Genomic DNA, 15,189 nt, shown 5'->3' with positions numbered 1-15,189 from the left:
CCCGCGGTGTCCACCCGGGGCGGGGGCCGGGGGGGCTGTTGCCGCCCCGGAGCGCCAACGCCGCCCCCTCCCCCCTGGCGCGGGCGGCGGCCGCCCGCGCGGCGGGCGGCGACGAGGTGCACGAGGTCAAGCTCGACGAGCGGCACTATAGCGGGCTCGAAGGCGCCAAGATCCTGCTGATCGAGAACGATCCGAACGGCTCGGAGGCGATGGCCGCGCTGCTGGAAGGTTGGGGCTGCGACGTCGCGACCACGCGCTCGGCTGCCGATGCGCTGCTGCGCCTCAGCGAGCTCGGCGGTGCGCCGGATGCCGTGATCGCCGATCTGCACCTCGATCACGGCGAGAGCGGCCTGTCGGCCATCGCCGATGTCCGCCAGCATCTGAAGCTCGACACGCCGGCCATGATCATCACCGCCGACTACTCCGACAAGGCTGCAAAGGAAGCGAGCCGCCACGGCCTCGAGGTGCTGAAGAAGCCGATCAAGCCCGCCGAGATGCGGGCGCTGCTGTCGTTCCTGCTGGGCTAGTCCCGCGCGGGTGGATCGGGCTGTGCCCGCTCGCGATGGGCCGTGGGGCTCTCGGCTGCCAGCGTCGCGAAGTCGATCCTGGACATTTCGACGATCGCCTTGGTGCGGCTGAGCACGTTGAGCTTGCGCAGGATCTCGGAGACGTGGACCTTCACCGTGGTCTCCGAAATCGTCAGCTCGTAGGCGATCTGCTTGTTTTGCAGGCCGCGCTGGAGCATTTCGAGCACGCGCAATTGCTGCGGCGTCAGCTCGTGCAGGCGCTTCAGGAGATCCTGCGCGGGGCCGGACGCCCGTTGCGGCCGGGCCCGTCCGCGATAGGCGGAGGGAACACAGACCGAGCCGCGCAGCACCTCGCCGATCGACTGTGCCAGCTCCTGCTTGGACGACGATTTGGGGATGTAGCCGGACACGCCGAGCGACAACGCGCCGGACACGATCTGCCGATCCTGATGTCCGGATACGATGACGACGGGAATTTTTGGAAACGCCTTGCGGATGCGGATGATGCCCGAAAGACCCGTGGTGCCCGGCATCGACAGATCGAGCAGGATCAGGTCGAGTTCGGTGCTCGCCGCGATCTGCTCCAGCGCGCCGTCGATCGACGTCGCCTGAACGATATCGGCCGCGGGCGCCACCATCCGGAGCGCGCCTTCGAGCGCCTCGCGAAACAGCGGATGGTCCTCGACGATCAGAAATCGCATCACGTAAGAGCCATTGTGAAGACCTTGCTGAAGACCTCGCCCAGGAGGCCGCCAGGGCCGGCGTCGAATTGAACGCGTTGAGAATGGCTCGGCACCGCCAAGCCGGCTTGATCCAGGTCAAGAACGACACTGCGCGTCATTGCGACCTGCCGCGATCGGGCCGCGCATAAGGCCGGCTGCGCGGATCGGGCAGCTCCATCTTGCCGATTTCGATGATCGCCTTGTTGCGGCTGAACAGGCCGAGCTTGCGCAGGATCTCGGTGATATGCGCCTTCACCGTGGATTCCGCGAGCTGAAGCTCCTGGGCGATCTGGCGGTTCGGATAGCCGCGACGCAGGAGGTCGAGCACGCGAAGCTGCTGCGGCGTGAGCTCGTGCAGCTTGACCTCGAGCGCCTTGCTGGCCTCGGCCCGCCGCTGCGGCGTCGCCACGAAATCCTTCGGCACCGACACCGACCCGCTCAGCACGCCCTCGATCGATTGCGCCAGCTCACGCTTCGACGTCGACTTGGGCAGATATCCGGCGGCACCGAGCGCCAGCGCCTCGCGGACGACGCGCTGGTCCTCCTCGCTCGACACGATGGCGACCGGCAGGCGCGGAAAGGCCTCGCGCAAGCGCAGAAAGCCGGAGAAGCCGGTCGCGTCCGGCAGCGAAAGGTCGAGCAGCGCAAGGTCGATACCCTGCTCGGCCGACAGGATATGCAGCGCATCCGCGATCGACATCGCTTCGAAGATCCGCGCTTCCGGCAAGGCCAGCCGCACCGCATTGCCGAGCGCCTCGCGAAACAGCGGATGATCGTCGATAATCAGGAAGCTGGTCATGGCGCCTTCCCAACACTGCATCGCACGCGCACCTGCCGCGGCGGCGGAAGCGGCACATCCATGCGATCGCCGTCCGGCGCCGGGATGATGCCGGACGGACGCTACCACATCCTCCCGATCGCGCTCGGTCAAGATCGCTCAGTCGTTCGATTCGGATTGGACCGTCAGCAGGAAGGAAAAGATGTGGTCGAACTGATCGTCGGTGAAGACCTCTTTCCAGGCCGGCATACCCTTGGTCGGCCGCCCCTCATGCACGGTGGTCCAGAATTTCTCGCGCATCTCGTCACCGTAGCGATGACGCAGCAGCCGCAGGTCGATCTTCCGCTCGCTCTGGATCGCGTCCGGACCGTGGCAGTGCGCACAGGTTCCGTTGAATATCTCCTTGCCCGAACCGACGGCCTCGGTGCCGGGCGCGTCGCCCTTGGTCTCGGTGGCGACCACACTGGCGGTCTGCGTCGCGCCGGGCCCGGCCCCGATGGTCGTTCCCGCCGGCATCGCTGGGGCCGCACCGAAGCGAGCCGGCTGGCCGGTCGGCAAGCCATATTTGACCGCGAGCGCGCCGATCGTGGCCTGAAGCTGCGGCAGGACGGCATCGACGCGATCACGCAGCTCGGTGGATGTCTTCGCAAAGCCGATCGCCGCATCCCATGACAGGCCTTCGCCCTCGGTGAGCTGAATCTGATAGCGATCATTGTAGCTGGTCTTGTTCAGCCAGCCGGCGACCGGGCCCCAGATGAAGGCGACGTCGGCCTTGCCCTGATCGAGCGCCTGCATGCCTTCCTCGGGCGACAGCACCGTCACCATCCGGATGTCGGCGCGGCTCGCGAGCAAATTTTGCGGCGTGCTGGCGAACTGCACGGCAACACGCTTGCCGTGGAGGCTGTCGAGGCCGTTGAGCACCTGCCCCTTGGCAGCCACGAGGCCATAGCCCTCCTTCGCGACCGTGCCGGAGAAGATCACGGCCGGTCCCATGAAATCCTCGGACCGCGGCAGCCCGATCATGGCGTCGCATTGCTTGCCGAGCAGCGTGACACGCACGGTGCGCTTGCCGAAATAGGATTTGTACCAGTCGTAGGCGACCGGCCGGCCGAGCGCCTGCGCCAGGGCCTGCCCGATCTCGACATAGAAGCCCGGCTGCGACGGATTATCGCTCGAGAATGGAAGATTGGTCGGGTCGGCGCAGAGACGCAGCGGCTGCGCCTCGTCCGCATGCAGCAAGGCGGGAACCACCAGCGCGGCGGCACATGCGAGCAGACCTGCGATGGCGCGATTTCGGCTCGCACCGATGCCAGAACGATTCGGACGCATCCTCGTCTCCCGTAGCTCTTGAGTGGGCCGGAGCTCTGTTGAGCCAGGCGCTGCGGCACCAGGCATCGGCCGATGCCGCAGCTCGTGTCAGGAAAAGGCGCGCGCGTATCCCGTCACCTCGAGGATGCGCGCGCGAGTGCTCACTGGACGGAGAACACGAAGAGCGAACCGCCCTCGGGGGCTGCGGCCGTCATCTTCTTTCCTATCTCGCCCAGGAACGCCGGCAGCGCAGCGGTGCGGCCGACGACGATGGCGACATATTGCTTGCCGTCGACTTGATAGGTCACCGGACCTGCGCCGATGCCGGAGCCGAGATTCTTGCTCCACAACACCTTGCCGGATTTCGCATCGATGGCGCGGAAATCGCCATGGATGTTGCCGGCAAACACGAGGCCACCGCCGGTGGTCAGCGTGCCGCCGTTGAAGGGCAGGTCTTCCTTGATCGACCAGACCTTCTTCTGCGCCACCGGGTCCCAGGCCACGAGCTCGCCGAGGAAGCCGCCGGGACCTTCCTTGGTCGGGAATTCGGCGCCGAGATAGAACACACCGCGCTTGTAGGCGACGTCCGAGACCGACCAGTCCATGCAGACGTTGTTGGACGGGATGTAGACGAGACCGGTCTGCGGATTGAACGACATCGGCTGCCAGTTCTTGCCGCCGATCAGGTTCGGGCAGATGTCCTTGGCGGGATGATTCGGCCCGGGACGCTTGTCGGGATCCTCGACCGCGCGCATCGTGGCGACGTCCCACTTCTTGGCCCAGTTGGAGAACACGTATTTCTCCGCCGAAAGCACCTTGCCGGTCTCGCGGTTGGCGACGAAGAAGTAGCCGTTGCGATCCGCCTTCATCAGCGCCGGAACGGTGCTGCCGCCGATCTTCAGATCCGCGAGCACGGCTTCGTTGACGCCGTCATAGTCCCAGGCATCGGCAGGCGTGGTCTGGATGTGCCACTTGATCTTGCCGGTGTTGGGATCGAACGCCACCGTCGAGGCGGTGTAGAGATTGGTCAGCTTGCCGAAATTGCCGTCGCCGGTCGAGCGCACCGCCGTATTCCAGGGACCAGGATTGCTGGTGCCCCAATAGACCGTGTCGGTCTTCGGATCGTAGGAGCCGACCAGCCAGGGCGCGCCGCCGCCATGCTGGGCGGAGTCGCCCTTCCAGGTGTCGCCGCCGGGCTCATCCGGCGACGGAACGGTATAGGTCTGCCACAACTGCTTGCCGGTGCCGATGTCGAAGGCCTGGAGCGAGCCGCGTACGCCGTATTCGCCGCCGCCGAACCCGGTGATGACCTTGTCGCGCACGACGAGCGGCGGCGAGGTGATGACCGAACCCTGCTTGTAGTCGACCACCTTCGTCGTCCACAGCGACTTGCCGGTCGCGGCATCGAGCGCCGTCAGCTTGCCGTCGAGGCGACCGACGAAGATCTTGCCGTCGGCATAGGAGACGCCGCGATTGTTCACATCGCAGCAGGCGTATTGCAGCACGTCCTCGGGAATATCGGGCTCGTAGGTCCACTTGCGCGCGCCGGTGGCGGCATCGAGCGCGTAGACATATTTCGGGCCCCAGGAGCTCGAAACAAAGAGCGTGTTGCCGACGACGATCGGCGAGGATTCGTTCGAACGCAGCGACGCCAGCGAGAACGAATAGGCGAGCGTCAGCTTGCCGGCGTTCTCGGTGTTGATCTGCTTCAGCGGGCTGAAGCGCGTGTTGCCGTAGTCGTGGCCGGCAACGGCCCACTGGTTCGAATCGGATTGCGCCTTGAGCAGGGAGTCGTTGGCGCGAACGCCCGGCGTAGCGGCGGCCAGCATCGCAATCATCGAGATGCCAGCCAAGAAGCCCTTCGTTCCAAAGGTCATGTATTCCCTCCGCGATGTTGTTGTGCACGCCATGTTGGGCGCTTGAGCGCGCTGCGCTCGTGATGCGCAGTTTGTCTGCGAGCCATCGTTCGAAATTACAGCATCGCCGTTTCGCGGTTAGTATAGGCGGAAGGTAGTAGTGCGGATGGTTGGCGAGTTGCGCCGCTCATCTCGTTGTTCAGACTTGCGTCTTGTCCCTGCTTGCAGCTCGAAACGAGCCGTCGGATTTGGGCGCACCGCGACACAATCGGGCCGCTCCCATCCGGCGTCGCGTGCATCGGTCACGACGATGGCGCTACCACCATCGCGAAGTTTTCGAAGACGTTCGCGGCAGGTTTTCGCGACGTGGGGTCGATCGGGCGCGAGCGAACTTGCCGCCGGTCTGCGCGTCGGTCTCGCCGTGCAGGATGGTGACGCCAGGCGATCGTTTCCGAGCCGGACCGTGGCCCGCCCTTCGCAAAGCCTGCGACGCCGCCCGCGCGTCGCCTTTACCGGGACCGACCTTCAGCCCCACGGCCGCAGTCCTGGGAGGCCCCGGCCGGCACGGCTCGCCGCCGGCATCTGGTCGGCGCGGCTGCGGTGCACCGTCACGAACAAAATCAATGACTTAGCTTGCCACCGCCTACTACCAAGATCGCGATTACATTGGCGCAAGCGCGTGCTCCTATTCGTGTCAACGAACAAGACATCAAAGGGAGGCATGACGCGCGAGGACCCCACGTCCAGGACCAGCGCCTCGCACCGGCGGTTGAACCAAGCCCGCCGCTGACCGAAGCGTGCATCGTTTTCGAAGGCTCCTTGCAAAGTCGCGCCACGCGCTGGCGGCGGCACGGGGCATCGCGACCGAATCGCGCACCGCGGCAACCGTCACGATGACCTTTCCATGACGCGCCGCCTGTAAAATCCCAGTTGCAAACTTCCGTTCGCGCTGTCTCTAATTGGAATAACTATAAACATTCGGGAGGTACTCACGTGTCTACAGTCAAACTGACGGTGAACGGCAAGGCTGTTGCCGTCGACGTCGAGGACCGCACGCTGCTGGTTCAGCTGCTGCGCGACCACCTCAACCTCACCGGAACCCATGTCGGCTGCGACACCAGCCAGTGCGGCGCCTGTGTCGTCCATATGGACGGCAAGGCGGTCAAATCCTGCACCATGCTGGCGGGACAGGCCGACGGCGCCAGCATCACCACGATCGAAGGCATCGCCAAGGGCGACGAGCTGCACCCGATGCAGGCAGCCTTCCGCGACAATCACGGCCTGCAGTGCGGCTATTGCACGCCGGGCATGATCATGTCGGCGATCGATATCGTGCACCGCCATGGCGGCCAGCTCGACGAGGCCACCGTCCGCCACGAGCTCGAAGGCAATATCTGCCGCTGCACCGGCTACCACAACATCGTCAAAGCCGTACTGGACGCGGCAGGCCGCATGAAGGTCTCGCAGGCGGCCGAGTAATCGGCGCGCCTCGAAACAAAAACCATCGCCGCCGCTTTCGAGGGAAAGCGCGGTCAAGGCAAATTCCGGTCGGGAGGACCAGACATGGGTGTTGAAGGCATTGGCGCGCGCGTCGTGCGCAAGGAAGACAAGCGTTTCATTACCGGCAAGGGCCGCTACGTCGACGACATCAAATTGCAGGGCATGACCCATGCCCATTTCGTCCGCAGCCCGCACGCGCATGCCAAGGTGAAGGGAATCGATTCCTCCGCGGCACTGAAGATGCCGGGCGTGGTCGCGGTGCTGACGGGACAGGAGATCGTCGACGACAAGGTCGGCAACCTGATCTGCGGCTGGGCCATCACCTCCAAGGACGGCAGCCCGATGAAGATGGGCGCATGGCCGGCAATGGCGCCGGAGACGGTGCGCTTCGTCGGTCAGGCCGTCGCAGTCGTGATCGCCGAGACCAAAAATCTCGCACGCGACGCGGCCGAAGCCGTGGTCGTGAACTACGAAGAGCTGCCCGCGGTCGCCGACGTCCACGCCGCGATCAAGTCCGGCGCGCCGCAGCTGCATCCCGAAGCTCCCGGCAACCAGGTCTATGACTGGGTGATCGGCGACGAGGGCGCCACCGATGCCGCCTTCGCCAAGGCCGCCAACGTGGTGAAGCTCGACGTCACCAACAACCGCCTCGCGCCGAACGCGATGGAGCCGCGCGCCGCGATCGCCGACTACGATTCGGCGGAAGAGCACTTCACGCTCTACACGACGTCGCAGAATCCGCACGTCGCCCGCCTGGTGCTGTCGGCGTTCTACAACATCGCACCCGAGCACAAGCTGCGGGTGATCGCGCCCGACGTCGGCGGCGGCTTCGGCTCGAAGATCTTCATCTATCCCGAAGAGATGGTGGCGCTGTGGGCCTCGAAGAAGGTCGGCCGTCCCGTCAAATGGACCGGCGACCGCACCGAAGCCTTCCTCACCGATGCGCATGGCCGCGACCATGTCACCCATGCCGAGATGGCGTTCGACGCCAACAACAAGATCACCGGATTGAAGGTGAAGACCTACGCCAATTTCGGCGCCTACATGTCGCTGTTCTCGTCCTCGGTGCCGACCTATCTCTACGCGACGCTGCTGTCGGGCCAATACAACATCCCGGCGATCCATGCCGAGGTGGTCGGGGTCTACACCAACACCACGCCGGTCGACGCCTATCGCGGCGCCGGCCGCCCCGAGGCGAGCTATCTGATCGAACGTCTGATGGAGACGGCGGCGCGGCAGTTGAAGGTCGATCCGGCCGCGCTGCGCCGGACCAACTTCATCACCCAGTTCCCGCACCAGACGCCGGTGATCATGGCTTATGACACCGGCGACTTTAATGCCTCGCTCGATGCCGCGATGAAGGCGATCGACTATGCCGGCTTTGCCGGGCGCAAGGCCAAGGCGAAGGCCGACGGCAAGCTGCGTGGCATCGGCGTGTCCTGCTACATCGAGGCCTGCGGCATCGCGCCGTCGAAGGCCGTCGGCAGCCTGGGCGCCGGCGTCGGTCTTTGGGAGTCCGCCGAAGTCCGCGTCAACCCGGTCGGCACCATCGAGGTGCTGACGGGATCGCACAGCCACGGCCAGGGTCACGAGACCACGTTCTGCCAGCTCGTCGCGGAGCGGCTCGGCGTTCCCATCAGCCAGGTCTCGATCGTCCATGGCGACACCGACAAGGTGCAGTTCGGCATGGGCACCTACGGCTCGCGCTCGGCCGCCGTTGGCCTCACCGCGATCCTGAAAGCCATGGAGAAGATGGAATCCAAGGCCAAGAAGATCGCCGCGCATGCGCTGGAAGCTTCGGAAGGCGACATCGTCATCGAGAACGGCGAGTTCAAGGTGGCCGGAACCGACAAGGCGATCGCCTTCCCGATGGTCGCGCTCGCGGCCTACACCGCGCACAATCTGCCTGACGGGATGGAGCCGGGCCTGAAGGAAAGCGCCTTCTACGACCCGACCAATTTCACCTTCCCGGCCGGCACCTATATCTGCGAGCTCGAAGTCGATCCCGGCACTGGCAAGACGTCTTTCGTCAACTTTGTCGCGGCCGACGATTTCGGCCGGCTGATCAACCCGATGATCGTCGAGGGCCAGGTCCATGGCGGTCTCGTGCAAGGCATCGGACAAGCGTTGCTCGAGCACGCGATCTACGACGCCAGCGGGCAGCCGGTCACGGCCTCGTTCATGGACTACGCCATGCCGCGCGCCGACGACGTTCCCTCGTTCAACCTCTCCCACACCACGACGCTGTGCCCGGGCAATCCGCTCGGCATCAAAGGGTGCGGTGAGGCCGGCGCGATCGGCGCGTCAGCGGCCGTGATCAACGCGATCACGGATGCGATCGGCAAGAACAATCTGGAAATGCCCGCAACCCCGGACCGGGTGTGGCGCACGATCCACGCGGCTTAAGGGAGGAACGAAGATGTACCAGACCGTTTATCATCGCGCGTCCTCGGTCGACGAGGCCGTCGCCCTGTTCTCCAAGAGCAGCGAAGCAAAGTTCCTCGCCGGCGGCCAGACGCTGCTGCCGGTGATGAAGCAACGCCTCGCCAGTCCGTCCGACGTGATCGACCTCGGCAAGATCAAGGAGCTGCAAGGCGTCGAACTCTCGGGCGACGTGCTGACCATCAAGGCCGGCACGACCTATTTCGACATCATGCAGAATGCCGATGTGAAGAAGGCGATCCCCGCAATCGCCTATCTCACCTCGGTGCTTGGGGACCCCGCCGTGCGCTATCGCGGCACGATCGGCGGCTCGATCGCCAACAACGATCCTGCCGCGGATTTTCCGGCCGCGCTGCTCGCGCTCGGCGCCACCGTGAAGACCAACAAGCGGTCGATTACGGCGGATGACTTCTTCCAGGGCCTGTTCACGACGGCGCTGGAAGACGGCGAGCTCATCACCGCCGTGTCGTTCCCGGTTCCGGCGAAGGCAGGCTACGAAAAGATGCGCCACCCGGCGTCTCGCTTCGCGCTGACCGGCGTGTTCGTCGCGCAGACGAAGTCGGGCGAGGTTCGGGTGGCCGCCACCGGCGCCTCGCAAAGCGGCGTGATGCGGGTCCCGGCCATCGAAACGGCGCTGAAGGCGAATTGGTCGCCGTCGGCGATCGACAGCGTGAGCATTTCGGCGAGCAATCTGCTGGCCGACATCCACGGAACGGCGGAGTACCGCGCCAACCTCATCAAGGTGATGGCGCAGCGCGCGGTGGCTGCCGCTCGCTGATCATCGCGCCTTAGCGCCTCAACACAAATTTTCCGCGGCGCGCACTTCGGTGCGCGCCGTTTTATTTGGCCGTGCGGGTGAAAAGCGCTTGCCTCACTGGCGTGGAGGCGAGAAAAGTTAATCGGCCAATTAACTCGCCCCGCAGAGCAACGCCTCGGCGCTTGCCGACCATCGCAATATGCGCCTTGGATCCGAGGAAACAAACACGTGCTCGATCAATCAGCCCAAAACTCCTCCGTCCGCACCTCCGGCCCGCTCGCAGGTTTCCGCATCGTTGAATTCGCCGGCATTGGACCAGGCCCGTTCGCCTGCATGATGCTGGCCGACATGGGCGCCGAAATCGTCACGCTCGATCGGGTCGGCGCCAGGAAGAACATGAAGTCGGTCGCAGGCCGCGGCCGCAAGGTGGTCGAGCTCGACCTCAAGGACAAGGCGGCGATCGCGGAGGTGCTCGATCTGCTTGCGAATGCCGACGCACTGGTCGAGGGTTTTCGTCCCGGCGTGATGGAGCGGCTCGGCCTCGGGCCTGACGTGGTGCTCGCGCGCAATCCAAAGCTGGTCTACGGCCGCATGACCGGCTGGGGCCAGCAAGGCCCGCTCGCCAACGCCGCCGGCCACGACATCAACTACATCTCCATCACCGGCGCGCTCGCCGCGATCGGCACGAAGGAAGCGCCGGTGCCGCCGCTCAATTTGGTCGGCGATTTCGGCGGCGGCGCGCTCTACCTCGTGGTCGGCGTGCTCGCGGCGCTGCTGGAGGCCTCGCGGTCAGGCAAGGGCCAGGTCGTCGATGCCGCGATGTGCGACGGCGCGGCATCGCTGATGTCGTTCTTCTTCGACATGACCACGCTCGGCCGCTGGACCGAAGGCCGCAACGAGAACTTCCTCGACGGCGGCGCGCATTTCTACGGCGTCTACGAATGTGCCTGCGGCCATTTCGTCTCGATCGGCTCGATCGAGCCGCAGTTCTACGCGTTGCTGCGCGAACACGCCGGCCTGACCGACGCCGACTTCGACGCGCAGATGGACCGCAAGGCCTGGCCCGCGCTGAAGGAAAAATTGAAGACGGTATTCAAGAGCAAGACGCGCGAGGACTGGTGCAAGATCATGGAAGGCACCGACATCTGCTTTGCGCCGGTGCTGACCATGTCGGAAGCGACCGAGCATCCGCACATGGTCGCCCGCAACGTCTTCGTCGAGCGCCACGGCGTGAAGCAGCCGGCGCCGGCGCCACGCTTTTCGCGGACCCCATCGGCGGTGCGAGAGCCGGAAGTGGCCGAGATCGGCGCGGTGACGAGGGCGTGGGCGGAGCGTTAAGGCCTCCGCTGTCGCATCACACTCCGGGTCGTCCTGGCGAAAGCCAGGACCCATAGCCACCAAACGTGGTTTGACGAAGACTCGGAGTTACCAGTCCGCCCACCGAGCGCTCCATGGGGTAATGGGTCCTGGCTTTCGCCAGGACGACGGCTGTGTTTGACGCTGCGGCGTGCCTATAGGTAGCGCGCCTACGCCGCATCCACCTTCAACACCCCACGCCGGATCTGATCCTCCTCGATCGACTCGAACAGCGCCTTGAAATTACCCTCGCCAAAACCGTCGTCGCCCTTGCGCTGGATGAACTCGAAGAAGATGGGGCCGATCGCATTGGCCGAGAAGATCTGCAGCAGCACCTTGGTCTGGCCGCCGTCGACCACGCCCTCCCCGTCGATCAGGATGCCGTTTTTCTGAAGCCGCGCGACGTCCTCGCCATGCTTCGGCAGCCGCGCGTCGATCCGCTCGAAATAGGTCGCGGGCGGCGCCGGCATGAAGGGCAGGCCCGCTTCGCGCAAGTCCTCGATGGTGCGGTGGATGTCGCGGCAGCCGCAGGCGATGTGCTGGATGCCTTCGCCGCGATAGATATTCAGATATTCCTCGATCTGGCCGGAATCGCCGGCGTCCTCGTTGATCGGAATCCGGATCTTGCCGTCGGGGCTCGTCAGCGCCCGCGAGAACAGGCCCGAGGCGCGACCCTCGATGTCGAAGAAGCGGATCTGGCGGAAGTTGAAGAGCTTCTCGTAGAAGCCGGTCCAGACATCCATACGGCCGCGATGGACGTTGTGGGTGAGGTGATCGAGATAGAACAGGCCGGCGCCGGCGGGACGCGGATCGCGCACGCCGAGCCATTCGAACTCGCTGTCATAGGCCGATCCCTTGGCGCCATAGCGATCGACGAAGTAGAGCAGGCTGCCGCCGATGCCCTTGATCGCGGGGACATCGAGCGTCTTCTGCGCGGAGGACACATCGGCAGGTTCGGCGCCGAGCGAAATCGCGCGGCCATAGGCCGCCTTCGCATCGACGACGCGGAACGCCATCGACGGCGCGCCCGGGCCGGGCGCGGCGACGAAGTCGAAGCCGTGGGTGCCGGGCTCCTCGTTGACGAGATAGTTGATGTCGCCCTGGCGATAGACCGTGATGGACTTGGTCCTGTGACGCGCGACGGGCGCATAGCCCATCAGCTTGAACAGCGCGTGCAACTCTTTCGGATCGGGATGCGCATATTCGACGAACTCGAACCCGTCGGTGCCCATCGGATTGTCGACGCTGATCGTGGCCGGCGGTGCATCGTGCGGAAACGGACCCATGCTGCTCTCCCAAATGGCTGCTGGAAGGAACTATCCTTCATGGGACGCGCAAGGGGCGTGCAAATGAGACGGCTTTTGACTAACATATGCACAGTCTGTGCATGAAGTGGATGAAACACGCATGATTCCGGTGGACGCCTTCGATCTCAAGATCCTTGCCGCGCTCCAGGACGACGGCCGCCTCACCAACCAGGAGCTCGCCGACCTCGCCGGGCTCTCCGCCTCGCAATGCTCGCGGCGGCGGATGCGGCTGGAGGAGGAGAAGGTGATCTCAGGCTATCATGCCGATCTCTCCAGCGAGGCGCTCGGCTTCGGCGTGATCGCCTTCATCCAGGTCACGCTGGCGACCCACTCGCCGGACAATTCCAAGCGGTTTCGGGCTCTGGTCAACCGCATCGACGAGATCCAGGAGGCGTATTCGCTCACCGGCGACGCCGACTACGTGCTCAAGGCCGTGCTGCGCGATCTGAAGGGTCTCTCCAATCTCGTCAACGACGTGCTGATGCCGCACCAGAGCGTGGCGCATGTGCGCTCTTCGATCGTGCTCGACCGGCTGAAGGAAAGCACGCGTCTGCCGCTGAAGGAAATCAAACCCGGCTGAAATCGAGGGAAATCCGGCATTCGCGCTGCGCGCGCGATCTGCGATGATCCCGGCCAATCTGCGGAGACTGAGCCATGGCCCTTCAGCTTCGACCGAACTGCGAATATTGCGACCGCGACCTGCCCCCGAACGCAACCGATGCGCGGATCTGCTCCTATGAATGCACGTTCTGTGCGGACTGCGCGGAGACGAAACTGTCCAACGTGTGCCCGAACTGCGGCGGCGGTTTTGCGCCGCGCCCGATCAGGCCAGTGCAGGAATGGCGACCGGGCGTGTGCACGACGAAGCAGGCGCCGTCGGATAAGCGAGTGCATCTGAAGTACAGCCTGGAGGACGTCGCGGCGCATTGCGCGCGGGTCAAGGACGTGGCGCCGGAGAGGCGGTGAGCTGCCTCCCCGCCGTCATTGCGAGCGAAGCGAAGCAATCCAGACTGTCTCCGAGGAAGCAGTCCGGATTGCTTCGTCGCAAGGGCTCCTCGCAATCACGGAGAATATGGGGAGAGCTCGGCCCTACTCCGCCGGCAAAATCGTCCCTTCGACATCACCAAAACCGACGCGATAGCCCTTGCCCTGGCACCAGCCGCGCATGACGAGGCTGTCGCCGTCTTCCAGGAACGTCCGTTTGATGCCGCCGGGCAATTCGACCGGCTCGGTGCCGTTCCAGCTGATCTCCAACAGGCTGCCGCGCTGGTTCTTCTCCGGGCCGGAAATGGTGCCGCTGCCCAGGAGGTCTCCGACATTCATGGCGCAGCCGGAGGAGGCGTGGTGCATCAACTGCTGCACCGACGACCAGTACATGTATTTGAAATTGGTTCGGCTGATGCCGGCCGGTGCATTGGCTCCGGCGGCACGCAAGGAGACGTCGAGTTCGAGATCGTAGTTCTGCGGCTTGCCCTGCTTGAGGTAGTCGAGCGGCACCGGCTCCTGCTCCGGCCCGCTCAGACGAAACGGCTCCAGCGCCTCGCGCGTCACCACCCACGGGCTGATCGAGGTCGCGAACGCCTTGGCGAGGAACGGGCCAAGCGGCACATATTCCCATTGCTGGATATCGCGCGCGCTCCAGTCGTTGAGTAGCACGAAGCCGAAGATCATCTCCTCGGCCTGCTGCTCAGTGAGCATGCCCCCCATCGGCGAGGGCTGCCCGATCACGACACCCATCTCCAGCTCGAAATCGAGCCGCTTGCACGGTCCGAAGCTCGGCACCTCGACATTGGGCGGCTTCAGCTGCCCGCGCGGACGCTTCACCTTGGTGCCCGAGACCACGACGGTCGAGGCACGGCCGTTGTAAGCGATCGGCATATGCAGCCAGTTCGGCTGCAGCGCATTGTCCTTGCCACGGAACATCACGCCGACGTTGGTGGCGTGCTCCTTGGACGAATAGAAATCGGTGTAGCCGGAGACTGCGAATGGCAGATGCAGTTTCGCATCGCGCATCGGCACCAGAGCCTGCTTGCGCAGCTCCTCGTTGTCGCGCAGCTCGGGATGATCGTGGCGCAACAGCTCGCTGATCCGCGCCCGCGTCTTCGCCCAGACCTTTGGTCCCAGCGTCATGAAAGCATTGAGCGACGGCGTCGAGAACACGCCGAGCGGCCCGACGTCGAGCCGCGAATCCTGCTCGAGTTCCCAGAGATCGAGCACATAGTCGCCGATCGCCACGCCGACGCGCTGAGTCGGATTGGCCGCGGTCGAGAACACGCCGTAAGGCAGGTTCTGGATCGGGAAGTCGGAGGCGGGATCGACGTCGATGAAAGAGCGGAGGCTGGGATCGTTGGGGTGGGTTGTCACTTTTTCACTCGGTCCTTTTTCCTTCTCCCCTTGCAGGAGAAGGTGGCATAGGCGGCCTTTGGCCGCCGTTACTTAAGAGAACGCCGAAGCCAAGCTTCGGCTTTGGCGCCGGATGAGGGGTTGTATCTGCGTGTCCGAATGAGAGAGGCTTGTTCGCGGAGACAGACCCCTCACCCGTGGCCCCCCCCCCCCCCCCCCGCCCCCCAACCCCCAAAACGACGGGGTACCGACAGGAGCGCGTGAGCGGGCGCACACCCATGTAGAGGCCCGTC

13 protein-coding genes are annotated in these 15,189 nt (G+C 64.7%); 7 read left to right on the top strand and 6 right to left on the bottom strand.

Annotated elements, in window-relative coordinates; genetic code table 11:
• The coding region (locus AC0L3K_RS11835) for a response regulator (RefSeq protein ID WP_473366037.1) at window positions 1-527 on the top strand (527 nt) is incomplete at its 5' end.
• Here the strand turns inward: AC0L3K_RS11835 and AC0L3K_RS11830 are convergent.
• The 4 genes from AC0L3K_RS11830 to AC0L3K_RS11815 form a co-directional block, all read right to left on the bottom strand.
• Window positions 524-1,228: a response regulator gene (locus AC0L3K_RS11830; protein ID WP_473366036.1), complete on the bottom strand. Its 705-nt coding sequence runs from the start codon at window positions 1,226-1,228 to the stop codon at window positions 524-526. The genes AC0L3K_RS11835 and AC0L3K_RS11830 overlap by 4 nt on opposite strands.
• 136 nt (window positions 1,229-1,364) lie before the next feature.
• Window positions 1,365-2,048: a response regulator gene (locus tag AC0L3K_RS11825; RefSeq protein WP_035995389.1), complete on the bottom strand. Its 684-nt coding sequence runs from the start codon at window positions 2,046-2,048 to the stop codon at window positions 1,365-1,367.
• 138 nt (window positions 2,049-2,186) lie between these two features.
• A complete protein-coding gene (locus tag AC0L3K_RS11820) occupies window positions 2,187-3,356 on the bottom strand; it encodes a c-type cytochrome (protein ID WP_473366035.1) in 1,170 nt (389 codons plus the stop codon).
• A 140-nt stretch (window positions 3,357-3,496) separates the two neighbouring features.
• Complete coding sequence (locus AC0L3K_RS11815; protein ID WP_354200614.1) at window positions 3,497-5,212, bottom strand: PQQ-dependent methanol/ethanol family dehydrogenase; 1,716 nt, start codon at window positions 5,210-5,212, stop codon at window positions 3,497-3,499.
• A 972-nt stretch (window positions 5,213-6,184) separates the two neighbouring features.
• On the opposite strand from AC0L3K_RS11815, the gene AC0L3K_RS11810 reads away from it, so the two are divergent.
• From AC0L3K_RS11810 to AC0L3K_RS11795, 4 genes are all read left to right on the top strand, one after another.
• Window positions 6,185-6,670: a (2Fe-2S)-binding protein gene (locus AC0L3K_RS11810; protein WP_027515099.1), complete on the top strand. Its 486-nt coding sequence runs from the start codon at window positions 6,185-6,187 to the stop codon at window positions 6,668-6,670.
• Between the two features lie 84 nt (window positions 6,671-6,754).
• Window positions 6,755-9,097 (top strand): xanthine dehydrogenase family protein molybdopterin-binding subunit, encoded by a 2,343-nt coding sequence (locus AC0L3K_RS11805; protein ID WP_354200615.1) that lies wholly within the window; start codon window positions 6,755-6,757, stop codon window positions 9,095-9,097.
• 13 nt (window positions 9,098-9,110) lie between these two features.
• The gene (locus AC0L3K_RS11800; RefSeq protein WP_354200616.1) at window positions 9,111-9,911 is read left to right on the top strand and encodes an FAD binding domain-containing protein; all 801 of its coding nucleotides are present in this window, start codon (window positions 9,111-9,113) and stop codon (window positions 9,909-9,911) included.
• A gap of 207 nt (window positions 9,912-10,118) precedes the next feature.
• Entirely contained in the window at window positions 10,119-11,228 is a 1,110-nt protein-coding gene (locus AC0L3K_RS11795; RefSeq protein WP_219683355.1) for a CaiB/BaiF CoA transferase family protein, read from the top strand.
• Between the two features lie 188 nt (window positions 11,229-11,416).
• Here the strand turns inward: AC0L3K_RS11795 and hppD are convergent, their stop codons facing one another.
• Window positions 11,417-12,532, bottom strand: coding sequence for a 4-hydroxyphenylpyruvate dioxygenase (gene hppD, locus AC0L3K_RS11790; RefSeq protein ID WP_473366034.1), 1,116 nt, complete (start codon window positions 12,530-12,532; stop codon window positions 11,417-11,419).
• 121 nt (window positions 12,533-12,653) lie between these two features.
• Here hppD and AC0L3K_RS11785 point away from each other — a divergent pair, with 121 nt between their 5' ends.
• Window positions 12,654-13,133, top strand: a complete 480-nt coding sequence (locus AC0L3K_RS11785) for an Lrp/AsnC family transcriptional regulator (RefSeq protein WP_473366033.1) — start codon at window positions 12,654-12,656, stop codon at window positions 13,131-13,133.
• A gap of 74 nt (window positions 13,134-13,207) precedes the next feature.
• On the top strand, window positions 13,208-13,519 hold the full coding sequence (locus AC0L3K_RS11780; RefSeq protein WP_473366032.1) for a DUF1272 domain-containing protein: 312 nt from the start codon (window positions 13,208-13,210) through the stop codon (window positions 13,517-13,519).
• A 123-nt stretch (window positions 13,520-13,642) separates the two neighbouring features.
• On the opposite strand, the gene fahA is transcribed toward AC0L3K_RS11780, so the two are convergent.
• Window positions 13,643-14,917 carry a fumarylacetoacetase gene (gene fahA, locus AC0L3K_RS11775; RefSeq protein WP_473366031.1) on the bottom strand — a complete coding sequence of 425 codons (1,275 nt, stop codon included), beginning with the start codon at window positions 14,915-14,917 and terminating at the stop codon, window positions 13,643-13,645.
• Window positions 14,918-15,189: the final 272 nt, after the last annotated feature.

This window comes from Bradyrhizobium sp. MI1.10 (assembly GCF_055811035.1).
Note: the sequence above shows the minus strand (reverse complement) of the source record. Positions and strands in the feature narration are given on the sequence as shown.